Raw genomic sequence first — 23,216 nt, forward strand, 5'->3', positions numbered from 1 at the left:
TCCCCGTGCGTCAACCCGCGTGATGCTTTATGAGGAAGGCTATCATGAGCCTCTCCTTCACGAAAATGCACGGTCTGGGCAACGATTTCGTCGTCATCGATGCCCGCCAGAACGATCCCACGCTCGACACCGCCACCATCCGCCATCTGTGCGACCGGCGCTTTGGAATCGGCTGCGACCAGCTCGTTCTCTTAACTGTCCCAACGCTGGACGGTGCGGACGTGCATGTCCGATTCTTTAATCCCGACGGCTCTGAAGCCGGAGCCTGCGGCAATGCGTCTCGCTGCGTGGCAAAATTCGTCGGAGGCACGCCCACACTCCAGACTGCTGCCGGTCTTCTTCCCACCGCACGCGACGGCGATCTTTTCACGATCGATATGGGTATGCCCCGCCTGGACTGGCAGGACGTACCGCTTTCGCAGGCCTGCGACACGCTGCATCTCCCCCTGCATGACGCCGCGGCCTGCTCGATGGGCAATCCCCACGCCACGATCTTTGGCGATGCCTCCCACGCAGAAGCACTGGGCGCCGGGCTCGAACAGGACGCGCTGTTCCCCGAACGCGCCAATATCGGCTTTGCACAAATCCTCTCCCCGACCCATATGCGCCTGCGGGTCTGGGAACGTGGTGCCGGCCTGACACTCGCCTGCGGGTCCGGCGCCTGCGCGGCCGTCGTGAATGCCGTGCGTCGCGGCCTCACGGAGCGCACCTGCATTGTCACCATGGATGGTGGCGACCTGCAAATCACTTGGCGCGCGGACGGTCACGTCCTGATGACAGGCCCCGCCGTCACGGTTTTCCACGGAACAACGGCGTGACCGCCTCCGTCCTGACCTTCGGCTGCCGCCTGAACGCGCATGAAAGCGATGGCATGGCCCATCACGCGCGCGGCCAGAACGACACCATCATCGTCAACACCTGCGCCGTGACAACCACCGCCGAGCGGCAGGCGCGACAGGCCATTCGTCGGGCGCATCGCGAAAATCCGGATGCCAAAATCGTCGTGACCGGTTGCGCTTCCGACATCGCACCGGATCGCTGGGCCGAACTGCCGGGCGTGGTTCGCGTCGTCCCCAACGAAGACAAGCTCAAACCCGCCATCTGGGGCGATCACGGCACAGGACTACCCCCGTCACGCCACGCCCGCGCCCTTCTTCAGGTTCAGCAGGGCTGCGATCATCGCTGCACATTCTGCATCATTCCCTATGGTCGCGGCGATTCCCGCTCCACGCCCATTGAGGATGCCATCGCCCGCGCCGAAGCCCTTGTCGAAGCCGGTCATCAGGAAATCGTCCTGACCGGCGTGGACATTGCCTCCTGGCAAGACACCGCAGGCAAGGGGCTGGGCGCATTATGCCGCGAACTGCTGCGCCGTGTTGAAGGTGTCCGACGTCTGCGCCTGTCGTCCATCGACCCTGTTCTTCTGGATGTGAAGACGGGCGATGCGGATCTGTGGTGGCTGCTGGAAAACGAACCCCGCTTGATGCCGCATCTACACCTCTCCCTGCAGGCCGGGTCGGACCTCATTCTCAAGCGCATGAAACGCCGCCACGACACCGCTGGCGTTGCGGCCACACTGCGCCGTGTCCGCTCCATGCGTCCGGAAACAGGCGTCGGCGCCGATCTGATCGCGGGGTTCCCTACAGAAACGGAGGCTCTGTTTGAAGAAACGCGCGCCTTCATCGAAGAGCAGAAGATCCCTTTCCTACATGTCTTTCCCTACAGCGAACGCCCCGGCACCCCTGCGGCACGGATGCCCGCCGTTCCCAACGCCGAACGCCAGCAACGCGCGGCCCGACTCCGCGACGTGGGCGATAGAAACCGTGACCGTTTTCTCGAACGCCTCATCGGCACGGACTTCGATATTCTCGCCGAAACGGCCGATAGCGGCCATTCCCCCGAATTCGCCGCCATCCGCCTCGTCGGCGACGCGCCTGCGCCAGTGCGGGGCAGTTTCGTCCCCGTCCGGGCTACCGGGCTCGAAAACGGAACACTTCTGGCAGAAATCCGCACCTGAAATACATTCAGGTCTTCCTGTGCTCTTGACGTCCGGCCCGACCTGTCCGAACTCCCATGCATGGCTGGATTTTTCTCACGACTCAAACAGGGTCTTTCACGCTCGAGTTCGCGTCTCGGCGCCGTCTTCACCCATCGCAAGCTGGACGAAACGGCTCTTGAGGAACTCAAGGACGAACTGATCGCGGCAGACCTCGGCCCCGCCGTCGCCGAACGCGTGATCGAAAGCTTCCGGAGCACGCGCTTCGGCAAGGACGTGACCAGCGACGAAATCCGAGAAACCCTCGCGACCGAAATCGCCCGTGTTCTGGAGCCGGTTGCAGTTCCTTTCGAGCCCGATCCGGCGAAAAAGCCCCATGTCGTTCTGGTGGTCGGGGTCAATGGCGTCGGCAAGACCACGACCATCGGCAAGATGGCCCGCCTCTATACTGAAGAAGGCAAATCCGTGATGCTGGTTGCGGGAGATACCTTCCGCGCCGCCGCTGTCGAACAACTCGAAGTCTGGGGCAAACGCGCCAATGTGCCGGTCATTGCCGGAAAGCACGGTGCCGATGCAGCGGGACTAGCCTATGACGGCCTCAAGCGCGCAACGGAAGCCGGAACCGACCTGCTTCTGATCGACACTGCCGGACGCCTGCACAACAAGGGCGCGCTGATGGAGGAACTGGCCAAGGTCATCCGCGTCATGCGGAAATTCGACGAAACGGCACCGCATTCCGTGCTGCTGGTGTTGGATGCCACGACGGGTCAGAACGCCGTCGAACAGGTTCGCGTGTTTCGGGAGTTGGTCAACGTGACCGGCCTGATCGTGACCAAACTGGATGGCTCCGCACGCGGTGGCATCGTCGTTGCCCTTGCCGAACAGTTCAAGCTGCCGGTTCATATGGTCGGCGTTGGGGAACAGGCTGAAGACCTCCGCCCCTTCTCGGCTCAGGACTATGCCAAAGGTCTGGTCGGCGGTTCGAACGATCTGGCATCAAGACTGATGGAAACCTCGGTCGAAGATACGTCCGCAGTCGAATAAGACGTCAGGCTCTGCGATCTGGAGGATGGCTCAGTTCGCAGGAGCATCTTCGTCCGAAGACATCCATTCGTCCTGAAGATACGCGATCCGTTTTTCGATGGATTTGCGCTCGCGTCGTGCCACTTCCGCATTCCAGAGTCGCCCACCAATGGCTGAAGCCTCCGCCACAAGCCACGCCGCACCAGCCGCCAGCCAGTCCAGCGCCAGCGTTACGGGTTGGGTAATCTGCGCGATGCAGGTCTCCCAATCGCCGTTGGCCGCCCAGGCTTCGTGCAGGGGATGTACCATGACCGCGCCAACATAAAACAGAACGATCATGAGACGCTGGCCATCAGCGTTCGGATCAAACAGTTTCAGAGCCACCAGAGGCAACAGCAGCACACCGGCAACAAGCAGACTTCCGGGCACATAGGACAGCATCAAGCCAATGATGATTCCGTGCCACCACCGAAATCCCGGAGCACGGAGCGTTCCCGCTTCTGCCGACCTAACAGACGCCATAAATCTTCCTCACTGGCAGAATTCCAGCCAGATACTTGCCATTGCGACCGCGATGCCTGTCAGAAGAGAAAAGAACTCACCGGAGTTTCGCGCCTCGCGATCATTGGCGGCTTTGCGTTCAGGCGCTTCATCGAGAACACGCATCAGGTTGCTGATTTCGGCTTCGGCTTCCTGAGCCTGCCTCTGGTCCAACCGCAGACCCGTTGGATCGTTGACCGTTGCCAGAAAGACGCCCAGATTTCCGTTTTCGGCTGCCTTTCCCAGACGCACGCGCCGACGGGCACGCGCACTCTTGCTCCGCCACTGGCGCAGCTCCGCCTCAAGCAGAGGCAAAGCCCGTTGCGCCAGAAAGCTGAGTGGCGCGGTGTCGAATTTCCTCTGAACTGCTGCGAGCAGGGTCACATCCGCCAGCCAGCCTGGCAACCCGGCTTTCTGTGATTGCGACAAAGGAACAACTCCCTGACGCGCGCAATGCGCCTCAAGGAAAGAGCGCATCTGATCATCCAGAAAACCGCTTCGCCCCAGCATATCATCCGGCAGGTCTTCAATGCCCACATGGCGGTTCAGCCACTGCAACAGCCCTTCCGGCACGGAGATCCGCGCATCCAGACATTTTTTTGAAAGACACGGAAGATAACTGTTCATCTCATAAGGGAAACGCCTGACCAGTTCCGCTCCTTTAAGAGCTATCCGCCGCGCTGCCGCCGACAACGCCGTGATCTGCCGCCCCTGTCTCTGCGGAAGATGGGCCGACAGGAAGGCATCCGGGTTACCCGCCATGAAGCTCAGGATATTGCGGACCGTTCGTTCATCGTCCGGGTTATCAGGCCGAACGGTTGCCTGAACCATCATCTGTGGCAGCGCCTCCGGCCAGAACCATATTCCTCCCCAAAACATGGGCGCAGCGGGATCAAGCACGGAAATTGCGTGTGTGATGACCATCGTCGCAGGATCGACCGCCTTGCTTCCGCCCGCGGGAAGAAACGAAGCGCTGGCCTGTTCGATCAGGCTCGCCATCACGGAGAGCTCAAGCTCCCCATGGAGCCAGTTACTGACGACTTTCCTTTGCAGCAGCGCGGAAAATTCGGCGGGATGACGCCCCGCGTACCATGCCAGGGCCTGGGGCGTATGCACGGCGTTTCCGCCGATCATGAGCGGAATGCGGGCGGGAACGACCGGGCGGACCGTAAAAACCTTGCTCGGCGCTATCGTCACCAGATCGCGTGGAGAAGGGCGATTATGCGGATCATCCGCCAGCATGGCGGTCAGGAGGGACCGCAGCCCGACAGGAACTTTCTGGTCCTGCATGTAAGCCGCAGGCGTACCGATCTCGAAGCGCCGTTTGAGGATCTCCGCGTCGGACAGTCCTTCAAGAGGTAATTTTCCGATCGCAAGCGCGAGGATAATCACACCCAGCGAGAAGATGTCGCAATCCGTCGTCCCTTCGCCCCGCGCAGACGGACGGCAGACCGCCGAAGACAGGGGTTCGAACAGAACAGGCTGTTTTTCAGCAGGCGCCGTAACGCCCAACGGCCCGAGCACGACTTTGTGCAGCCCCTGCCCGACGAACATGTTGTCCGGGCGGATGCTGCGGCATGTCAGATTGGCCGCTTCCAACTTCTGGAGAAGCCCGGCAAACGGGCGGATGACGCCATCAATCAGCTGGCTTTCGGTCCATAGACCGAGACTTTCCGCAAGAGATGGGCCTGGAGGATGGGGACAGAGAACCCATAAAGCACCCTGACAATATTCATGGGTCTGAATCGGAATCACGCTCTCATGACGAAAGAACATGAATTCTGAAAGACGGGCCGACGGCACAAAGGGAGCCAGCGCAAGATAGGACGCCCCGGAAGCCGTCATGTCCTGCGCGCCATATGTCGTACAGCCACCAAAATCAGGCTGTTTGTGATCCAGGCTGATCAGATACCGCTCGGCAATGAGCAGTTCCTGGCTGTTATCTGCCTGCGTGTCGGCCATCGAAATCCCGCTGTTTCCCTGTCCGGTCTTTTGTGCCGGACAGGGATTGAGACTTCGTTAATGCGGAAAGCGATTCCGGTCGTGAGAGATCAGTCTTCGAACGGATCGCGCATCAGGATAGTGTCGTCGCGTTCCGGGCTGGTGGACAGCAGCGTCACCGGGGCTTCGATCAGCTCCTCGATACGACGAACATATTTGATGGCCTGGGCGGGCAGTTCGGCCCAGGATCGTGCGCCAGCGGTCGTTTCTTTCCAGCCCGGCATCGTTTCATAAACCGGCTTGACGCGAGACTGTGCGCCCGGAGCGGACGGGAACGTTTCAATTTTCTGCCCGTCCAGTTCGTAACCCACGCAGATCGAAATCTCGTCCAGACCGTCCAGAACGTCCAGCTTCGTCAGGGCGATGCCGCTGACGCCACCGACGCGGACGGCGCGACGGATCAGAACCGCATCGAACCAGCCACAGCGACGGGGGCGGCCTGTGACGGTACCGAATTCATGGCCGCGCTCACCGAGGGTCCGGCCCGTCTGATCGTGCAGTTCGGTCGGGAACGGTCCCTCGCCCACGCGGGTCGTGTAAGCCTTGGCAATTCCGAGCACAAAACCGACTGAAGACGGGCTGACACCGCTGCCCGATGCTGCAACAGCCGCAACCGTATTGGAGCTCGTGACAAACGGATAGGTTCCGTGGTCGACGTCCAGCATGACAGCCTGCGCACCTTCGAACAGGATGCGGCGACCGGCACGACGGGCTTCGTCCAGACGATCCCAGACCTGGCAGGAGAACGGCAGAAGGCGCGGCGTGATCTCGGTCAGGAAGTCCTTGAGCTGCTCCTTCGTAAACGTCTCGGCACCCAGACCGGCCAGCAGCGTGTTGTGATGCAGGAGCAGTTCGTCCAGCTTCCAGTCCAGCGTCTCGGGCTCGGCCAGATCGCAGATCCGGATGGCGCGACGGGCGACCTTGTCTTCATAGGCCGGGCCGATGCCACGACCGGTCGTGCCGATCTTATGCTCACCACGGGCAGCTTCACGCGCACGATCGAGCGCACCATGAACCGGCAGGATCAGCGGAGCGTTCTCGGCAATCCACAGCGTCTCGGGCGTTACGACGAGGCCCTGTGCGGTTACGCGGTCGATCTCGGTCATCAGGGCTTTCGGGTCCACGACGACGCCATTGCCAATCACGCCGATCTTGCCGCGCACCAGACCGGACGGCAGCAGGGACAGCTTGTAGACCTGCTCACCCACGACCAGCGTGTGACCGGCATTGTGGCCACCCTGAAAGCGGACAACGATATCGGCACGGCTGGCGAGCCAGTCGACAATTTTGCCTTTACCCTCGTCTCCCCACTGGGTTCCGATCACGGTGACGTTGGACATGAGCTGACTTCCTAGAACTGACAATACGAGACGGGAGAAACGAAAGGGACCGGCAAGGTCAGAGCGGCTGGGCCGCCTCGTCCTTCCAGACATGGGTGCAACGCAGATGCTGCGCCTGAGCGAGCGCGTCCTCGTCATGAGACAGGGCGGACACCGTGGCATAACCGGCCTTGTGCAAGCCTGAAAGACGGGATGCGTCCAGATCGACAGGCACATAACAGCGCGGGCGCGACGCAGGCACCGGGGCTGCACGCAAAAGGGCCTGCGGGCGGAGCGTCAGACCGCAGGCAGGCTCCTGCCCAGCCAGATAGCGTCCACCGCGCCCCAACTCCTCACGCGAACTGGTCGAAAATACCGTTACGCAAAGACCGGTATGATAGCGCCAGCCCCGGAAATCCACGGGATCAATCGTCAGGCGCAGATCGGGGCTGCGCTCGCGGATCGCTGCCACGGAGGCTGCAAGACGTTCGAAATGTCCGGCAATATCCTTGGGATAATCCAGTTCAGCCAGCAGATCCAGCGCACGGTCGGCGGGACCGGCAGCGCGCAGCATGACGGCCAGCATCCCGGCAATTGGGCCGCCCAGTTCCGCCACCGCACTGGCATCCTTGCGGTCCAGCGCATGGAGCAGGGGCTCGCGGTCGGCTTCGGAAATAACCCTTTCGATCAGGCCCAGCGCCAGAGCGGGCATGGACAGATCGAACGACACCCCCTCGATCCCCAGTTCCGCAAGCGCCTTTGCACCGAGCGCAATAACTTCCGCATCGGCCTGCGCACTATCCGGGCCGATCAGTTCGATGCCGGCCTGCGAGACCTGACGGTCAGCCTCGCGGCCCGGCGTGCCGACAACGATGCAGCTTCCCGAATAGGACAGGCGCAGGGGACGGGGCGCGTCCTGAAGACGGATGCTCGCGATCCGGGCAATCTGCGTCGTCATGTCCGGACGCAGCGCCATCATACGATGCGAGTTCGGGTCCATCAGGCGGAAGGTCTGGGGAGCGAGGGATTCCCCCGAACCACCCAGAAGAGAGCTTTCAAATTCCAGCAGAGGCGGCCGGACACGCTGATAGCCGTGACGGGAAAACGCTTCCATCACGCTGGCAATGCCACGGGCTTCGGCTTCGGCCTCACCCGGCAGCAGGTCTGCAAAACCGGACGGCAGCAGGGCGGAACTTGGGCTTTCGGAATACAGACTCATGCCGAAAACTCCAGACGCGTCTGTTCATGCGCCCAGTCGAGCCAGGGCAGCAACGCTTCGATATCAGCCGTCTCGACCGTAGCCCCACCCCAGATCCGCAGACCGGCGGGCGCATCACGATAGGCGGCCAGATCGTAACCGGCATCTTCCTTTGCAACGAGCCCGGTCAGATGCTTGACCGCCTTGCCCTTCGCCTCGTCAGACAGGCTTTCAAACCACGGTGCCGTGATTTTCAGACAGATGGACGTGCTGGACCGGGTCTCTTCCCGAACAGAGAGGAAGGACACCCATTCCGCCGTTTCGATCCATTGGGCAACAGCCGCCAGATTTTGCTGCGAGCGGGCTTTCAGGGCGGAAAGACCGCCGATCTGTTCGGCCCAGCGCAGACCATCCAGCGCGTCCTCGACGCAGAGCATGGACGGCGTGTTGATCGTATCGCCTTCGAAAATGGCTTCGATCAGACCCTTTTTATTAGCCAGACGGAAAATCTTGGGCAGCGGACGCAGGGATGGTTGCGACAGACGGGCAGCGGCACGCGGGCTGAGCGCCACCATGCCATGCGCAGCCTCGCCACCCAGTGCCTTCTGCCAGGACCATGTCACGATATCGAGCCGATCCCACGGCAGATCCATCGCAAACGCCGCAGACGTGGCGTCACAGATGACCAGACCTTCGTGTTCGACCGGAATGGCGTCAGCGTTGGGAATGCAGACACCCGATGTCGTGCCGTTCCATGTCAGGACGACATCGCGGCTCCAGTCCACGGTTGTCAGATCCGGCAGTTCGCCATAGGGCGCGTCCAGAACGCGCAGATCTTCAATTTTCAGAACATCGCGCAGATCCTGCGCCCAGGTTCCAGAAAAGCTTTCAAAGGACAGGACGTCGATTCCGCGTTCACCAGCAAGAGCCCACAGAGTCATTTCCACGGCCCCCGTATCGGAGGCCGGAACGATTCCAACGCGCCAGTCCGACGGAATACCGAGCAGGTCTTTGGAACGGGTGATAACCTCTTTAAGGCGCGCACGGCCCTCGGGCGCACGGTGCGATCGGCCCAGCAGAGCCTGATCCAGACCAGTCAGAGTCCATCCGGGACGCTTGGCGCAGGGACCTGAGGAGAAGAACGGGCGAGAGGGTTTGACAGTCGGCTTGGACATGCACGTTCCGGGCTGATCGGTCCTGAGGTCATTCCGGCAGAAAATGACCGTTCATGGTGCGAGAGAGGGGACTCGAACCCCTATGCCTTTCGGCGGTCGATTTTGAGCCGACTGCGTCTACCGTTCCGCCACTCTCGCGCGGGCAGCCCGGACCCTAATGCATTCCCCGCAAAAGGGCCAGAGTGCAAAATCCGGGCCGTGTGAAATAACGTGCCTTACAGACCCAGCATCAACAGCAGGTTCTGGATGGCCGCGCCCGAAGCCCCCTTGCCCAGATTGTCCAGCCGCGCAGTCAGAACGACCTGTTCGCCGTTATGATGCACCCGCAGTTCCATATCGTCGGTATGAGCCAGCGTGTCCGCCACAAGCTGCGTCTGGGCGGGCACAACACGCACATGCGTGCATCCGGCATAGGCGTCCTGAAGCACGGCTTCGATCTCGGCCGCCGATGGCTGACCGGGCAGGTCGTTCAGATGCAGCGGGATGGACACGATCATACCCTGCGGGAAATGCCCGACCGACGGCACGAAAATCGGCTGGCGCGTCAGGCCGGAATAGTGCCGGATTTCCGGCAGATGCTTGTGCTTGAGATTGAGCCCATACAGGAAAAACGCCGGACCGCCGTTCTTTTCATGCTCCTCGATCGCTACGCGCCCTGCGCCGCTATAGCCCGAAACAGCGTTGATCGAGACGGGATGATCGGCCGGAAGCAGTCCTGCCCCGACCAGAGGACGCATCAGAGCAATGGCGCCCGTCGGATAGCAGCCGGGATTGGCGACAAACCGCGCACCCTTGATCGCAGCCGCCTGTTCCGCATCCATTTCAGGAAAGCCATAAATCCAGCCATCCGCGATCCGATGCGCGGTGCTGGCATCCAGAATCCGGACATCCAGCCCTTCGGCCAGCGCCACGGTTTCGCAGGCGGCTTCATCCGGCAGACACAGGATGGCGACATCGGCCTGTTCAAGCATGGAACGACGGGCGGCCTTGTCCTTGCGCAAATCCGGCGCAATCGACAGGATTTCCAGACCATAGGACGCCGGAAGCGCCTCGATCCGCTGACGGATTCCCAGACCCGTCGTGCCTGCTTCCCCGTCAATGAAAATGCGTGCCATGCGCCAGCAACCCCGTCTGCAAATCCGTTCCGGCAGACGTTTTACGTCGGGAATGTCAGGCTGTCACGCGCAGGGCGCATCCGGCGCTTTCATCCATAAGGCGGCACGGCTATGAACCTCTGAGCACGATAACAGCAGGATCTTCCCATGCCCCAGTCCAACCGGCCGTCCTCCCAGCCGTCCCCACGGCAGATCGACCGCCTGCTGGACATCATGAAGCGCCTGCGGGACCCGCAAGGCGGCTGTCCCTGGGACGTGGAACAGACCCCGGCCACGATCGCCCCTTTCGCAATCGAGGAGGCCTATGAAGTCATGGACGCCATCGCCCGTGACGACCGCGAAGCCATCCCCGACGAACTCGGGGACCTTCTGCTTCAGGTCGTTTTTCAGGCCCAGATGGCGCAGGAAGCAGGTCACTTCGATTTCGAGACCGTGGCAGGACTGATCGCCGACAAGCTCGTGCGCCGTCACCCGCATGTTTTCGGCGATGCGGCTCTGGATGACGATTCCTGGGAGCGGGAAAAAGACGCCGAACGCCAGCGCAAGGCCGAATACGGCGCACTGGCCGGTGTTGCCCTCCCCCTTCCCGCCCTGATGCGCGCCGCAAAACTGAGCCGACGCGCCGCCCGCGTGGGTTTCGACTGGGACGACCCCACCGGCATTCTCGATAAGGTTCATGAAGAGATCGACGAACTGAAAGCCGAACTCGGCGGGGACCGGGACCGCATCGAAGACGAACTGGGCGACGTTCTGTTCACCGTGGCAAGCTTGGCCCGCAAACTGGATATCGACCCCGAAGCGGCCCTGCGCCGAAGCAATGCCAAGTTCACCCGCCGCTTTGAAGCGATGGAAGCCATGCTTGCGCGGAAAGGGCAAACCATGGCCGAGCAGGATCTGCCGACCATGGAAGCACTCTGGCAGGAAGCAAAGACACTTCCCGGCATGAAATGACATCTTGATTACAGATCATGCCTTCCCTGCGAATGAAACCGTCGCGAATACCATAACCGAATACACTCCGTATCACTCGGTTACAGGAGCCCTTATCCTTTCTTAACCTTCTCATCCGAAACTGGTCTTCGTTTCTTCCCAACGGAGTCTTTTCATCATGACAGGCATTTCTTCCATCGGCTCTTCCGCCATGAGCAGCCTTTACAGCGCGAGCAGCGCGTCGTCTTCCAGCGCATCCTCATCGTCCAGCAGCAGTTCCTCCACGCAGGAAACCACGACAACCAAACTGAATGCCGACGGCTCCACGACGACCATCGTCGAGGACGCCCAGGGAAACATCATTTCCGAGACGACCTCCGGCGGCTCTTCGAACTCCGGCTCCAGCAGCGATACGAGCCATCTGCTCAGCGTTTCGGCTTGAAACGCACACCTGCTACACAAAAAGATACGTCAGGCCCGCGGGTCTGACGTTTTCATGCGGGCCGAACCTGCTAGAGAACGTTCCCATGACGGACGATCTCGCCCCCTTCGATTTCGAACTCCCCCGCGATCACATCGCGACGGAACCTGCACGCCCGCGTGACAGTGCAACGCTGCTGCATGTCCGGCCCGGTCTGACGCCTGACCCGCATGTGATCCGCGACCTGCCGGATTTCCTGCGAGAAGGCGATCTGCTGATTGCCAACAATACAGCCGTCATCCGCGCCCAGCTTGCTGCTACGCGCGGAGAAGCCAAGATCGGCCTGACGCTCGACCGTATTCTGGCGGATGGAAGCTGGCATGCCCTGGCACGCAATTCGCGCAAGTTAAAACCACAGGATATCCTGCATTTCGGAGACGATCCCGTCACGGCCACCGTTGTCGAAAATGAAGGCGATGGCGCGGTCAGCATCCGCTTCTCGGTTGAAGGCGATGCGTTCGACGCATTTCTGGAACGGGTCGGCGCGCTGGCCCTGCCCCCTTATATCGAACGCCCCTTCGGCCCGACGAAGCAGGACGATACGGATTACCGCACCATTTTCTCGCAGTATCGCGGCGCTGTGGCAGCCCCCACGGCGGGCCTGCATTTCACGCCTGAACTACTGGCAGCACTGGACGCAAAAGGCATCCAGCGCCGGACCCTGACGCTTCATGTCGGCGCGGGCACGTTCCTGCCCGTCCGCTCCACCATTGCCGAGCATAAGATGCACGCGGAATGGGGTGAGATCGACGCCGAAACCGCCGCCGCCATCAACGAGACCCGCGCCCGCGGCGGTCGGATCGTAGCCGTCGGCACAACGTCACTTCGACTTTTGGAAAGCGCGGCCCGCGAAGACGGGACCGTGGCCTCATGGCGTGGCGAAACCTCCATTTTCATCAAACCCGGATACCGCTTCAAGGCGGTGGACGTCCTGATGACCAATTTCCATCTGCCGCGTTCGACGCTGTTCATGCTCGTCTGCGCGTTCAGCGGCACCGAGACCATGCGTGAGGCCTATGCCTACGCCATCGCCAACGGATTGCGGTTCTATTCGTATGGCGATGCCTGCCTGCTGGAGCGCGCACCATGAGCGACCACAAAACCGATCACGCCACCAAAATGACCTGGGTGCCTGAAGCAACCTGCGGTATGGCGCGCGCGGGCCATCTGCACACCCGCCACGGCACAGTCCCGACCCCAACCTTCATGCCGGTCGGCACCGTCGGCACGGTCAAGGGCATGACAATGGACGCCGTGCGCTCAACGGGTGCGGGCATCGTTCTGGGCAACACCTATCATCTGATGCTGCGCCCCACGGCGGACCGCGTGCAGAAACTGGGCGGCCTGCACAGAATGATGGACTGGCCCGGCCCGATCCTGACTGATTCCGGCGGGTTTCAGGTCATGTCACTCGGCGCGCTCCGCAAACTCGACGAAGACGGCGTGACGTTCCGCTCACATATCGACGGCAGCAAGCACCGCCTGACGCCGGAGATCTCGACCGACATCCAGTTCAAGCTCGATGCGACCATCACCATGGCGTTCGACGAATGTCCGGCCCTGCCCGCCACACCTGAAGCCCTGCGGAAATCCATGGAAATGTCCATGCGCTGGGCCGCCCGCTCCCGCGAGGCGTTTGTCGCGCGTGAAGGATATGGTCAGTTCGGCATCGTGCAGGGTGGCACCGAGCGTGATCTGCGCGAATATTCCATCAAGGCCCTGACCGAGATCGGCTTTGAAGGCTATGCGATCGGCGGTCTGGCCGTGGGCGAAGGTCAGGAGTTGATGTTCTCAACGCTGGATTTCACCACGCCGATGCTGCCGCAGGACAAGGCGCGGTATCTGATGGGCGTCGGCACGCCGGACGATCTTCTGGGCGCGGTCATGCGCGGCGTGGACATGTTCGACTGCGTGATGCCCTCCCGCGCCGGTCGCACGGCCCGCGCCTATACCGAGCGCGGCGCCATCAATCTGCGCAATGCCCGTTTCGCCGAAGACACCCGCACGCTGACGCCTCATGACGACACGCCGGTTGCTGGGCGCTACAGCCGTGCCTATCTGCATCATCTGTTCCGTGCCAACGAAATGCTCGGCCCGATGCTGCTGACATGGCACAATCTGGCCTATTATCAGCGCCTGATGCGCCAGATCCGCGCCGCCATCGTGGATGGCACGCTGGATGCTCTGGCCGTAAAGCTGCGCGAAGACTGGGCCAAAGGCGACTGGACCGAAGACGAATGGCCCATGCCGGATCTGGCCCTGTAAGCTGGGGCTTTGCCCCAGACCCCACAAAGGGCCTCAGTCCCTTTGATCCCGATTTATAAATTGGGGTGAAGGGATCAAGACCCCTTCCGGGTGCAGGACAGAGCCCTGCCTCACCTTCAGAAAGACCCTCCCATGCGCCAAGTCGTCTCCGCTTTCATTCTAGGCACCACTCTCGCAACCGGAACGGCCCTCGCTGCGCCGGAAGAAATCCGCGTTCTGGTCGTGGCGAACTTCGAAGTCGGACACGATACGGGTGACACACCCGGCGAATATCAGGACTGGGTGGAACGTCTGCATCTGGACGAAACCGTTCCCATCCACGGCGTCCCGGACCAGCTCCGCCGCAATGCGGACGGCGTGTATGGCATCGTCCTGCGCCACGGCGATATGGATCTGCATGCACTGGCGCTCGATCCGCGCTTTGACCTGCACCATACTTACTGGCTGTTCACTGGCATTTCCGGCGTCAATCCGAATATGGCGTCAGTGGGAAGTGTGGCCTGGGCGCAATGGGTTGTGGATGCGGACGCCGTGCGCGAAATCGACGACCGCACCATTCCGAAGGGCTGGCCTTACGGCCTCTACGCCATCGGTGCGAGCCGTCCGGACACCCTGCCCGACAACCCGAACCATTATGGCTCCGTGACGGATGTGGCGCAGTTGACCAAGGCCTATCCGCTCAACCGTGGTCTGGCGCGCTGGGCTTTTGCCCTGAGCCAGAACGTAAAACTCTCGGATGATCCGGTGATTGCCGAACGTCGCAGAGCGTGGGCCGGTTATCCGCAGGCGCAGAAGCCGCCGATGGTGCTGATGGGCGAGACGCTGGGTACCGAGCGCTACTGGCATGGCGCGGAACGCAACCGCTGGGCCGAGAACTGGGTCACGATGTGGACGAAAGGTCAGGGACATTTCGTCATGACCAATGAGGAAAGCCAGCACTACCAGTACGATATGCGGATGCTCGCAGGACTGGGCTATGTTGATCCAGAGCGGATCATGGTCCTGCGCTCAGGCAGCAATTTCGATATGCCCCCGCCCGGCGTTTCGGTCACGGCGTCCATGGGAGACGAAGGACCGGGGCAGGCCGTCGCCTATGACAACAACGAACGCGCTGGAGAGCCGGTCGTGCGCGAACTGGCCACACACTGGGACCGCTACCGCGACCACGTTCCGACACGCTGACCAGAGGTCGCAGCCCGGGTTTTTGCGGTCGGATAAAACCGGTTTTGATCCAGCAGCGTGACGGTCATGAAGGCGACGTAAAGCAGCAGGTACCACGATCCCATCTTGCTGAAACCGACCATCTGGTGCCTGTGCTGCCCCGCATAGCGCCAGATGCCGCTCGTCGTGCAGACATTCTCGGCGATCCAGAGCGCAATACTCGACAGGAATGCCGCCAGAGGCAGCGGCATCCACCAGTCGCGCTGCGTGATCCGGAAATGGATCATGGTGCGACCATAGACCACGAGCGTGCCCATAAAGAGCGCATATCGAAGGTCGGGGATGAAATGATGCGAGAAGAAGTTGACGTAAATCAGCAGCGCCAAGCCAAATGTCTGCCAGAACGGCGGGTAGGGGATGAAGCGCATATCGAAAATCCGAATGGCACGCGCCATGTAACTGCCGACGCTAGCATACATGAAGCCTGAAAACAGCGGCACATCCATCACACGAAAGAAACAGGGCTCGGGATAACCCCACGCCCCTACGCGGACCTTGAACCACTCCATGGCCGTTCCCGTCAGATGGAACAGCACGATGACGCGCGCTTCCGTCCAGGTTTCCAGCTTCAGTGCAAGGAAAAGAAGCTGGACCACGATGGCGAACACGAACAGCGCATCATAGCGGTGCACCGGCCATGCGGGCTGCCAGAAAACGCTCGTGAGCAGGGCCGCCCCCAGCAAGAGGCCGCCAAACAGCGCGGCCCAGCCCTGTTTGAGCACGAACAGGATAGCATCCCGCAGGACAGGCGGCAGCCGATTTCGCGCCCAGTTCCCCATCCGGCGTTCGAGAACACCGGTCTGGAGAGGCGGCTGATCAGACATGCTTCATTGCGCCGACGGCAAGGCCTTGCCGTACCGATCCCAGTGCGTCGCCAGTTCCTTCACGACCACACTTCCCACAGTATAGGCTGCATCGACCGAAGCCTGAAATCCTGAAAAGCCCGTCTCATGCGCTTCGTCCGACAGAAGCTGCGCCGCACTCTGGCCCGGCGGGGGCATGTCGAAATTGCTGGCCGTCCGCAGGATCAGCGCACGCTTCGGATCAACGCGTCCGGCCTTGCCCTGAAGCGCCAGTGCCTGACAGAACGCGACGTCTTCTTCCGCCGTCGTGGCCATCACGCCCTGTCCATCCGTCCAGTATTTCACCCAGCGCTCGGCCCACTGGTTCATTTTCGCGCCGACCCAGAACGTCTCGCCAGAAATCGTGTCGCCAAGCTGCACGGAAGGCGGTTTCTGGGCTGCGGCAAAACCAGTGTAACGCAGGCGCGAGGCCTTTAGTCCGGCATTGTCGGGAAGCGCGATATCCTTCGTCAGCCCATAGGCCCACTGCACGAGGGCCGGGTCGAGCGTATATTCCATGTCCCCCATGCCGGAATGCAGCGCAGGACGCGGCTTTTCATCCGGAGTGCTGCCCTGCACGGGCGTAAACCCGTCCGGCCAGGAGGCGGGGATTTCGCGTGGGTCCACCAGATGGGACAGACCGCCATTGATAACGCGTGGTGCCCAGACGGCCGAGCCGATGGTCCCGAAATTGGGGTCAATCCCACCAATTCCTGCCAGCACGAAATAGGCATGTCGCAGATCGAACCGCGGATCGAGCACGAGGGCCGTGATGGCCGAGGCCATGTGCTCCGGCCCCTCGCCGCTTGCGATGCCCAGAACATGCAGATCCGGATTGTAGTGCATCACGTCATGATCGGTGCCGGGGGCCGGGATCGTCTGCTGCAGGGGCAGTTTTTCGATCCAGTTCTGGTATTCACCCGCCGTATCGCCCGTATCCTTGCCGATCTCGAACGTCGTGACGACCACGACCCGAACGGGGATCGGGGCATGGGCCAACGCCAGACCAGACACACAAAAGGACAGGAGCGCGGCCCCGAAAACGGTTGAGACAGATTTCACTGATAGAGACCCTCATGTGTGACAGCAGCTTCGAACGTACCGAACCGCTCTTCAAGCGCCCATTGCAGACGGGCTTTTTCGCTGGATTTCAAAAACGCCGTGCAGGACGCGGATGTGACGGGCAAAGTCCGGCAGGCCGGAACGAACTGCCCCGGCTGATGACCGGACCACAGGCTTTCGCCCGGCACGAACGCATGGTCCAGCCCGGCGCGGGACAGCGTTTTCAGATCGGCATAGGACAGATCATAGGTCTGGGCCGCGCGGACATATTCCTGCGTCAGATCCCCGCGTGAGACGCCCTCATCATCCGTGGACAACGCCATCGGCACCCCGGCCCTGCGATACAGCAAAAACGGATGGGCCGCACCTTTGACGCCGAGGATTTCGTCATTGCTGGTCAGGTTGATTTCCACCATCACAGAACGCCGCGCCATTTCGGACAGCAGCGTTTCAGGGTCGTCCTCCAGCGCCACATCCACGCCATGCCCGATCCGACTGGCGCCTGCCACTTCGACGGCAGCGCGAATATGATGACGCAGGCCTTCGGTCGGGACGAGGCCTGTCGTGAGTTCCCCGGCATGCAGGCTCAGCTTCACGCCCGGATACACGCCGTTCAGGAAATGGAACATCCGCATATGCAGGTCGTAGTCGCGCATGGCAGTCGGATCGTCTTCAGGCGCGACGATATTCAGCCCGACGAAGCGTGGATCGGCTTTCACGGTCGCATATCCGGCATCAAGCTGCGCATAAACGGCCTGAGGCGGCAACGTCCGCAGGGTCTGGAACAGATAGCGCACCGTGACCGCGCATCCCGGATGGGCCTGCGGTGTTCCGCATTTCAGCACGTCCCGCGCTTGGGCCTCCATCCGGTCCGTCTCGGCTCGGGCTTTCTGCACCAGTGCCGGAATTTCCGGAACGAGCGCCTGATGCGCAGCAGCGAAGTCGTCGCCCTGCAACGGATGATGGAAACCGGCCCCGATCATCGGACCAATCCCGGGCGAGATCATCAGTTCCAGATACGTCACATGATCGCGGGCAGCACGGTCGCGGGCTTCAGCCAGCATCTCGCCCTCATGCGCGTCAGCGATGGCGTTAAAGCGTGCGAAGGTCGCGAAGAAATGGTCATGGCCGGAAGCATCCCCCGGCGACGGCACAAAGTCGCGCATGGACAGCGCATCGATCAGCGCATTTTCCGATCCCGCATGGTGCGATAGGTCGGCAGCAGGAAATTCGCCGTCTCCCGGATGAGTGCAGGCATGATCAAGAATGCGCTTTTCCGTCAGGGACACGCACAGCCCATCGCGCGCAGCCCAGTCCAGCATGCTTTCGGCATAAACCGCGCCAGCCAGATGATTGTGCAGATCCGCCCCTTTGGGAAAATCCCGCAGGAACATGTTCAGACGCACCGGATCGTTCCGGACGTGATCGTAAACCTGCGCGGCGGACGAGGCAGCCTGTGCGACCGGATTCAGTGCCAGAACGGATGTCATGCCCAGAACAGCAGCGGGCAGAAGGGAGCGGAAAGGATGTCGCATCGCTCAACGATGCCGCTCCGCCCCCGACGTGGCAAGCCATTTTCAGATCGTGACAAACCCTGTCTGACATCACCATCCGCAACAGCAGAAAAGCTGGTCCGTTCGCGCTTGCGATGGCATAACGGCCCCCCGTTCACCGGCAAGATCCTTCCCTTCCATGCGCACGTCCCAAAAAGCCGACACAGGGCTCGAAACCCGGATTGCGGACCATGCGCGCCATCTGGGTTTTGATGCGGTCGGGTTCTGCAAGGCCGAACTTGGCCCCGAAGTCGCGCAGGGTCTGCGGGAATTCGTCGCTCAGGGCCATCACGGAACGATGGAGTGGATGGAGACGCGCATCGAAGAACGCGCCCATCCTCAGGCGCTGTGGCCCGAAGTGCGGAGCGTGATTTCGCTGGGCCTGTCCTACGCCCCGGCGGAAGGCCCGACGACCGATCCCGAATGCGGCAATATTTCCGTCTATGCCCGGAACCGCGACTATCACGATGTCATCAAGGGCATGCTCAAACATCTGGCGCAGTATGTGGTGAAGCTGGGCGGACCGGAGACGCAGGTGAAGGTGTTCGTCGATACCGCGCCGGTTTCTGAGCGCGCACTGGCGGAGAAGGCGCAACTCGGCTGGACGGGAAAGCACACCTGCCTCGTCTCGCGGGAGCATGGGTCCTGGCTGCTTCTGGGCGAAATCTACACCACGCTGGAACTCGCGCCCTCCGCACCCAAAGGTGGAAGCTGCGGCTCCTGCACGCGCTGCCTGACCGCCTGCCCGACCGACGCCTTTACGGCGCCCTACCGGATGGATGCGCGCCGCTGCATTTCGTATCTGACGATCGAGCACAAAGGCCCAATCCCGCACGAACTGCGTCCGAAAATCGGCAACCACATCTATGGCTGCGACGATTGCCTGTCCGTCTGTCCGTGGAACCGCTTTGCCGAGAGCGCGCGGCATATCAAACTTCAGGCCCGCCCCGAACTGGTGGCGCCGAAACTTGATGAGCTGGTCCGGCTGGATGATGCGACCTTCCGGACATTCTTTTCCGGCTCGCCCATCAAGCGGATCGGGCGCAACCGGTTTGTACGCAATGTGCTGATCGCCATCGGTAACTCCGCCGATCCGTCGCTCCTCCCCGCGGCGCGGGACCTGCTGGCAGACCCGGACCCGGATATTTCCGAAACAGCGCACTGGGCCATCACCCGTCTTGAGGAACATCCGGCATGAGCGATCTCGTCAAACGCAGTCTGTCCCTGTCCGGCCATCGGACGTCCGTGGCACTCGAACCCGAATTCTGGACGGTTCTGGACATAATCGCCACAACGCGCCAACAGAGCTTTGCCTCACTCGTCGCCTCGCTGGATGCAACACGGCCGCCCGAACGTCCGCTGGCGTCTGCGCTTCGGGTTGCCGCACTTCTGCACCTGCAAAAGCGGATTGAAACCTCAGGCTAGGTGTTGTCGGCTGGCAGCCCCAGCCAGTCGGGGTGCTTGCGTTCGACCCAACGCAGGACGCGGCCCTGCAAACGGCGGAACAGCGCAATATCCTGTGACAGGAGCATGATGCCAACCGGCAGCATCCACAATCCGAGAACCGGCAGGATCGACAGGACGCCCCCCAGCATGAACAGCACGCCCGCCGGAATCCGTACCCATTTATGCGACGGTTCCCGCAGCCAGTTCAGCACCGTCTGCAACTTCTCGGGCAGCCGGCGGATCAGAAGCTCCATCAGTTCATCGTCAGTACGAGGGGGCAGCGAAGAAGTCATGAAAATATCCGTCAAACAGTCTGAAACCCTAGCACCACAAAGCCTGAAGAGGGGCCGGGTTCGTCATTCCGCTTTCATAGCACGCCTCACGCAAAAGCTTTCAGACCGCGTGACGTGCGGCTGTACGATCTGTCATTTGCCGCCGAGGATGGGCGTGCTAGGCTGAACTCATGGCTATCTGGGGCAAGATGTTCGGTGGTGTCGCGGGTTTCGCGGTTGGTGGTCCTTTCGGAGCGCTGATGGGCGCGGCCTTGGGACATGCCGCCGATAGCGGCTCCCTGCTCAAACCCTCGACGGGAGGATGGAGCGAGCGTTTCCCGGCAAATGGTCGGCCTGACCCCAACAGCGCAGCCTTTTTTGGAGCGGCCAAGATTGCGGCAGCGCTGGGCAAGCGGGATCAGCTTTACGCGATCGGGCTTGTTGCGCTGTGTGCAAAGCTTGCCAAGATCGACGGCCCGGTCAACCGTCACGAAATCAACGCTTTCAAGACCTGCTTCCAGTTCCCTTCCGACAACGTCAAGGAAGTCGGCATGCTGTTCGATCGCGCCCGCGACCGGACGGACGACTTCGAGATGTATGCCCGCGAAATGGGCGCGGCCTATGCCGACAACACGGCGCCGCTTGAAAACCTCATGACGGCCCTGTTCCGCATTGCCCGAGCCGATGCCGGACCAGACCGCAAGCTGCACCCTAAGGAAGTCGACTTTCTCCAGCGTGTCCACCGCGCCTTCGGCCTCCCCGCAGGGGCGTGGGATCGGGCGGAAAGTGGCAACAGCCGCGCTGCCAGTTCGAACGAACCGGACGCCTATCGCATTCTCGGCATCACGCGTACCGCCACCGATACCGAAGTGCGTGTCCGCTGGCGGACTCTAATCCGCGAACACCATCCGGACGTTCTGGCGCAAAAACCCATGTCCGAAGCAGAGCGCCGCCGCGCGCAGGACAAGGTTGCCCGCATCAATGCCGCCTGGGACCGCATCAAGCGCGACCGGCAGCTTTGATCTTTCGCAATATTGCGGAAACTTTTATTCACTAACGCGCGTAAAGCAGTCTCAACCGGCAAGAGAGATGTGCCATGGGACTGATCCTTCTTGTAATCCTGATTCTCCTGCTGATCGGTGCGCTGCCGTCATGGCCGTACAGCTCAAAATGGGGCTACTACCCGTCCAGCGGCCTTGGCCTGATCGTGGTCATTGTCGTGATTCTTGTCCTTATGGGACAGATCTGAGCATAAAAAAAACCGCGCTCCTCACAGAGCGCGGTTTTTTAGACCCGAAAGGAGTCTTCAGGCCGGAATGGCGGCCTTCACACCCTTTTCGCGAATGATCTTCCGCAGCGCGATGACCTTCTGATCCAGTTCGGACGTGTCCAGATCGCGCCATCCGTCAAATGCCGGAAGCTTCAAAGAACTCTCGAAATCGTCAGCCTTGGCAAGCTTCCATTCGGCTTCGCCATAAGTCGGCTCGGACGATTCATACGTCCCGCCCTTCTCGTCCCGTCCACGCAGCATTTCGAGATAGGACGCAATTCCGAACGCAATGCGCGACAGATCCCGCTTGCCTTCGATCGCCCGGCGCACGGTTTCCGTCCAGAACACCTGAACCTTGGAACAGCCATCGCTGGCAATCCGGAGCGTCTGGTCCGACATCGCCTTGTTGGAGAAACGGCTGATGACGCTGTCCCGATAGCCTTCAAGCGTCATGCCTGACGGCGCCTTCAGGGTCGGGATGACATCCTTGTTGAGATAGTTCTTCAGATTGCCGAGAAGTTCGCCGTCTTCGATGGCGTCATCCACATTCTCATAACCGACCAGAATGCCCGGGAAACAGAGCGTGACGTGCCCGGCATTGAGCATACGGATTTTGACGTGCTCCCAATCCGTCACGTCCCGGACCATCTGCACACCGGCTTTTTCAAGCGGCGGACGGCCATCTGCGAACTGGTCTTCCAGAACCCACTGGTGGAAATCCTCGGCCACCAGCGGCAGGTCGTCATCCAGCCCACTGGCCGTGTTCAGTTTCTTCGCAATGGCAGCCGAAACAGTCGGGGTGATACGATCGACCATTCCGTTCGGGAAGGTCGCATTCTCCTCAATCCATTTCGCCAGTTCCGGATCACGCGCTTTCGCATAGCCGAGGAAAGCCTTGCGGGCGACATTGCCATTATGGCGCAGGTTGTCGCAGGACATGACCGTAAACGCCTTGTGTCCGGCATCCCGGCGACGACGCAGAGCCTCGACGACATAACCGAAGACCGTGGACGGCTTTTCCGGGTTCTGCAGATCGGCTTTCACCGCTGTATTTTCCAGATCGAACGCACCTGTTGTCTCGTTGATGTTGTAGCCACCTTCCGTGATCGTCATGGACACGATGCGGATGGCAGGGTCGGCCAGATGCTTCAGCACGGCTTCAGGATCTGCCGGGGCGAGAAGATAATCGCGCAGCGCCCCCATGACGCGCACCGTGCTTTTGCCGGAAGGTGCCGTCTCGGTCAGGGAATACAAGCAGTCCTGTTTTTTGAATTCCTCGGCCTTTTTCTTTGAGCGGTCACTGCCCGTCAGACCAACGCCGATAATCGCCCAGTCAGGCGCGTGTTCGAGAATCTGCTCCACATAAAACGCTTCATGCGCCCGGAAAAAGTTACCCACACCAAAATGCACGATCCCCGGTTTCACACCGTCAATGTCGTAAGGGGGCGCCTGGACATTGGCAGGAAGAGATTTGAGGGTTTCGCGCGTAATCATGGACTTCTCCGTG

The 23,216-nt window shown here is 61.2% G+C and carries 23 protein-coding genes and 1 tRNA gene; 12 read left to right on the plus strand and 12 right to left on the minus strand.

Annotated elements, in window-relative coordinates:
- Positions 1-44 precede the first annotated feature (44 nt).
- The 3 genes from dapF to ftsY are packed head-to-tail and all read left to right on the plus strand — an operon-like array spanning position 45 to position 3,040.
- On the plus strand, positions 45-818 hold the full coding sequence (dapF, locus tag HKD28_RS14820; RefSeq protein WP_194268989.1) for a diaminopimelate epimerase: 774 nt from the start codon (positions 45-47) through the stop codon (positions 816-818).
- The gene (locus tag HKD28_RS14825) at positions 815-2,017 is read left to right on the plus strand and encodes a MiaB/RimO family radical SAM methylthiotransferase (protein ID WP_194268990.1); all 1,203 of its coding nucleotides are present in this window, start codon (positions 815-817) and stop codon (positions 2,015-2,017) included. Before dapF ends, HKD28_RS14825 begins: the two co-directional genes overlap by 4 nt.
- A gap of 60 nt (positions 2,018-2,077) precedes the next feature.
- Positions 2,078-3,040 carry a signal recognition particle-docking protein FtsY gene (ftsY, locus tag HKD28_RS14830; protein WP_194268991.1) on the plus strand — a complete coding sequence of 321 codons (963 nt, stop codon included), beginning with the start codon at positions 2,078-2,080 and terminating at the stop codon, positions 3,038-3,040.
- A gap of 30 nt (positions 3,041-3,070) precedes the next feature.
- Here ftsY and HKD28_RS14835 read toward each other — a convergent pair whose 3' ends face one another.
- The 7 genes from HKD28_RS14835 to argC all read right to left on the minus strand — a co-directional run bounded on the left by HKD28_RS14835 (position 3,071) and on the right by argC (position 10,367).
- Complete coding sequence (locus HKD28_RS14835) at positions 3,071-3,541, minus strand: hypothetical protein (protein ID WP_194268992.1); 471 nt, start codon at positions 3,539-3,541, stop codon at positions 3,071-3,073.
- A gap of 9 nt (positions 3,542-3,550) precedes the next feature.
- Positions 3,551-5,521, minus strand: a complete 1,971-nt coding sequence (locus tag HKD28_RS14840) for a serine/threonine-protein kinase (RefSeq protein ID WP_194268993.1) — start codon at positions 5,519-5,521, stop codon at positions 3,551-3,553.
- Between the two features lie 89 nt (positions 5,522-5,610).
- Positions 5,611-6,900, minus strand: coding sequence for an adenylosuccinate synthase (locus HKD28_RS14845; RefSeq protein ID WP_194255840.1), 1,290 nt, complete (start codon positions 6,898-6,900; stop codon positions 5,611-5,613).
- Positions 6,901-6,958: 58 nt separating this feature from the next.
- Positions 6,959-8,098, minus strand: a complete 1,140-nt coding sequence (locus HKD28_RS14850; protein WP_194268994.1) for an ATP phosphoribosyltransferase regulatory subunit — start codon at positions 8,096-8,098, stop codon at positions 6,959-6,961.
- A complete protein-coding gene (locus HKD28_RS14855) occupies positions 8,095-9,252 on the minus strand; it encodes a phosphoserine transaminase (protein ID WP_194268995.1) in 1,158 nt (385 codons plus the stop codon). The genes HKD28_RS14850 and HKD28_RS14855 overlap by 4 nt, the downstream gene beginning before the upstream one ends.
- A 54-nt stretch (positions 9,253-9,306) precedes the next feature.
- Positions 9,307-9,390, minus strand: a tRNA-Leu gene (locus tag HKD28_RS14860).
- Between the two features lie 77 nt (positions 9,391-9,467).
- Positions 9,468-10,367, minus strand: a complete 900-nt coding sequence (gene argC, locus HKD28_RS14865; RefSeq protein WP_194268996.1) for an N-acetyl-gamma-glutamyl-phosphate reductase — start codon at positions 10,365-10,367, stop codon at positions 9,468-9,470.
- A 147-nt stretch (positions 10,368-10,514) separates the two neighbouring features.
- Between argC and mazG the strand changes: the two genes are divergently transcribed.
- From mazG to HKD28_RS14890, 5 genes are all read left to right on the plus strand, one after another.
- The gene (gene mazG / locus HKD28_RS14870) at positions 10,515-11,318 is read left to right on the plus strand and encodes a nucleoside triphosphate pyrophosphohydrolase (RefSeq protein ID WP_194268997.1); all 804 of its coding nucleotides are present in this window, start codon (positions 10,515-10,517) and stop codon (positions 11,316-11,318) included.
- A gap of 157 nt (positions 11,319-11,475) precedes the next feature.
- Positions 11,476-11,739, plus strand: coding sequence for a hypothetical protein (locus HKD28_RS14875; RefSeq protein ID WP_174694489.1), 264 nt, complete (start codon positions 11,476-11,478; stop codon positions 11,737-11,739).
- A gap of 85 nt (positions 11,740-11,824) precedes the next feature.
- Entirely contained in the window at positions 11,825-12,868 is a 1,044-nt protein-coding gene (gene queA, locus HKD28_RS14880) for a tRNA preQ1(34) S-adenosylmethionine ribosyltransferase-isomerase QueA (RefSeq protein ID WP_194268998.1), read from the plus strand.
- Between the two features lie 29 nt (positions 12,869-12,897).
- A complete protein-coding gene (gene tgt / locus HKD28_RS14885; RefSeq protein WP_194269028.1) occupies positions 12,898-14,043 on the plus strand; it encodes a tRNA guanosine(34) transglycosylase Tgt in 1,146 nt (381 codons plus the stop codon).
- Positions 14,044-14,175: 132 nt separating this feature from the next.
- A complete protein-coding gene (locus tag HKD28_RS14890) occupies positions 14,176-15,225 on the plus strand; it encodes a purine-nucleoside phosphorylase (RefSeq protein WP_194268999.1) in 1,050 nt (349 codons plus the stop codon).
- Here HKD28_RS14890 and HKD28_RS14895 read toward each other — a convergent pair.
- Genes HKD28_RS14895 through HKD28_RS14905 form a run of 3 tightly spaced genes read right to left on the minus strand, consistent with a single transcriptional unit; the run spans position 15,198 to position 18,703 of the window.
- A complete protein-coding gene (locus tag HKD28_RS14895; protein WP_194269000.1) occupies positions 15,198-16,088 on the minus strand; it encodes a DUF817 domain-containing protein in 891 nt (296 codons plus the stop codon). The two genes, HKD28_RS14890 and HKD28_RS14895, sit on opposite strands and share 28 nt — an antisense overlap.
- A gap of 3 nt (positions 16,089-16,091) precedes the next feature.
- Positions 16,092-17,168, minus strand: a complete 1,077-nt coding sequence (locus tag HKD28_RS14900) for a purine nucleoside permease (protein ID WP_194269001.1) — start codon at positions 17,166-17,168, stop codon at positions 16,092-16,094.
- Positions 17,165-18,703, minus strand: a complete 1,539-nt coding sequence (locus HKD28_RS14905; protein ID WP_194269002.1) for an adenosine deaminase family protein — start codon at positions 18,701-18,703, stop codon at positions 17,165-17,167. The genes HKD28_RS14900 and HKD28_RS14905 overlap by 4 nt, the downstream gene beginning before the upstream one ends.
- 157 nt (positions 18,704-18,860) lie before the next feature.
- Here HKD28_RS14905 and queG point away from each other — a divergent pair, with 157 nt between their 5' ends.
- Both queG and HKD28_RS14915 read left to right on the plus strand, forming a co-directional pair.
- Positions 18,861-19,919 (plus strand): tRNA epoxyqueuosine(34) reductase QueG, encoded by a 1,059-nt coding sequence (gene queG, locus HKD28_RS14910; RefSeq protein ID WP_194269003.1) that lies wholly within the window; start codon positions 18,861-18,863, stop codon positions 19,917-19,919.
- The gene (locus HKD28_RS14915; protein WP_194269004.1) at positions 19,916-20,146 is read left to right on the plus strand and encodes a ribbon-helix-helix domain-containing protein; all 231 of its coding nucleotides are present in this window, start codon (positions 19,916-19,918) and stop codon (positions 20,144-20,146) included. The genes queG and HKD28_RS14915 overlap by 4 nt, the downstream gene beginning before the upstream one ends.
- On the opposite strand, the gene HKD28_RS14920 is transcribed toward HKD28_RS14915, so the two are convergent.
- Entirely contained in the window at positions 20,143-20,460 is a 318-nt protein-coding gene (locus tag HKD28_RS14920) for a hypothetical protein (protein WP_235993554.1), read from the minus strand. The genes HKD28_RS14915 and HKD28_RS14920 overlap by 4 nt on opposite strands.
- 170 nt (positions 20,461-20,630) lie before the next feature.
- Between HKD28_RS14920 and HKD28_RS14925 the strand changes: the two genes are divergently transcribed.
- Both HKD28_RS14925 and HKD28_RS14930 read left to right on the plus strand, forming a co-directional pair.
- Positions 20,631-21,461: a TerB family tellurite resistance protein gene (locus tag HKD28_RS14925; RefSeq protein ID WP_194263170.1), complete on the plus strand. Its 831-nt coding sequence runs from the start codon at positions 20,631-20,633 to the stop codon at positions 21,459-21,461.
- 74 nt (positions 21,462-21,535) lie between these two features.
- The gene (locus tag HKD28_RS14930) at positions 21,536-21,688 is read left to right on the plus strand and encodes a DUF3309 family protein (protein WP_077803360.1); all 153 of its coding nucleotides are present in this window, start codon (positions 21,536-21,538) and stop codon (positions 21,686-21,688) included.
- A gap of 57 nt (positions 21,689-21,745) precedes the next feature.
- Here HKD28_RS14930 and HKD28_RS14935 read toward each other — a convergent pair whose 3' ends face one another.
- On the minus strand, positions 21,746-23,203 hold the full coding sequence (locus tag HKD28_RS14935; RefSeq protein WP_194269006.1) for a mannitol dehydrogenase family protein: 1,458 nt from the start codon (positions 23,201-23,203) through the stop codon (positions 21,746-21,748).
- Between the last annotated feature and the right edge of the window lie 13 nt (positions 23,204-23,216).

Origin of the sequence: Gluconobacter cadivus, assembly GCF_015244745.1 — a bacterium.
Classification (GTDB): Bacteria; Pseudomonadota; Alphaproteobacteria; order Acetobacterales; family Acetobacteraceae; genus Gluconobacter; species Gluconobacter cadivus.

Coding starts and splice junctions, on each gene's coding strand:
- dapF (WP_194268989.1), top strand. CDS start 45: ATGAGCCTCTCCTTCACGAAAATGCACGGTCTGGGCAACGATTTCGTC.
- ftsY (WP_194268991.1), top strand. CDS start 2,078: ATGGCTGGATTTTTCTCACGACTCAAACAGGGTCTTTCACGCTCGAGT.
- HKD28_RS14835 (WP_194268992.1), bottom strand. CDS start 3,541: ATGGCGTCTGTTAGGTCGGCAGAAGCGGGAACGCTCCGTGCTCCGGGA.
- HKD28_RS14840 (WP_194268993.1), bottom strand. CDS start 5,521: ATGGCCGACACGCAGGCAGATAACAGCCAGGAACTGCTCATTGCCGAG.
- HKD28_RS14845 (WP_194255840.1), bottom strand. CDS start 6,900: ATGTCCAACGTCACCGTGATCGGAACCCAGTGGGGAGACGAGGGTAAA.
- HKD28_RS14850 (WP_194268994.1), bottom strand. CDS start 8,098: ATGAGTCTGTATTCCGAAAGCCCAAGTTCCGCCCTGCTGCCGTCCGGT.
- HKD28_RS14855 (WP_194268995.1), bottom strand. CDS start 9,252: ATGTCCAAGCCGACTGTCAAACCCTCTCGCCCGTTCTTCTCCTCAGGT.
- argC (WP_194268996.1), bottom strand. CDS start 10,367: ATGGCACGCATTTTCATTGACGGGGAAGCAGGCACGACGGGTCTGGGA.
- mazG (WP_194268997.1), top strand. CDS start 10,515: ATGCCCCAGTCCAACCGGCCGTCCTCCCAGCCGTCCCCACGGCAGATC.
- HKD28_RS14875 (WP_174694489.1), top strand. CDS start 11,476: ATGACAGGCATTTCTTCCATCGGCTCTTCCGCCATGAGCAGCCTTTAC.
- queA (WP_194268998.1), top strand. CDS start 11,825: ATGACGGACGATCTCGCCCCCTTCGATTTCGAACTCCCCCGCGATCAC.
- tgt (WP_194269028.1), top strand. CDS start 12,898: ATGACCTGGGTGCCTGAAGCAACCTGCGGTATGGCGCGCGCGGGCCAT.
- HKD28_RS14890 (WP_194268999.1), top strand. CDS start 14,176: ATGCGCCAAGTCGTCTCCGCTTTCATTCTAGGCACCACTCTCGCAACC.
- HKD28_RS14895 (WP_194269000.1), bottom strand. CDS start 16,088: ATGTCTGATCAGCCGCCTCTCCAGACCGGTGTTCTCGAACGCCGGATG.
- HKD28_RS14905 (WP_194269002.1), bottom strand. CDS start 18,703: ATGCGACATCCTTTCCGCTCCCTTCTGCCCGCTGCTGTTCTGGGCATG.
- queG (WP_194269003.1), top strand. CDS start 18,861: ATGCGCACGTCCCAAAAAGCCGACACAGGGCTCGAAACCCGGATTGCG.
- HKD28_RS14915 (WP_194269004.1), top strand. CDS start 19,916: ATGAGCGATCTCGTCAAACGCAGTCTGTCCCTGTCCGGCCATCGGACG.
- HKD28_RS14920 (WP_235993554.1), bottom strand. CDS start 20,460: ATGACTTCTTCGCTGCCCCCTCGTACTGACGATGAACTGATGGAGCTT.
- HKD28_RS14925 (WP_194263170.1), top strand. CDS start 20,631: ATGGCTATCTGGGGCAAGATGTTCGGTGGTGTCGCGGGTTTCGCGGTT.
- HKD28_RS14930 (WP_077803360.1), top strand. CDS start 21,536: ATGGGACTGATCCTTCTTGTAATCCTGATTCTCCTGCTGATCGGTGCG.
- HKD28_RS14935 (WP_194269006.1), bottom strand. CDS start 23,203: ATGATTACGCGCGAAACCCTCAAATCTCTTCCTGCCAATGTCCAGGCG.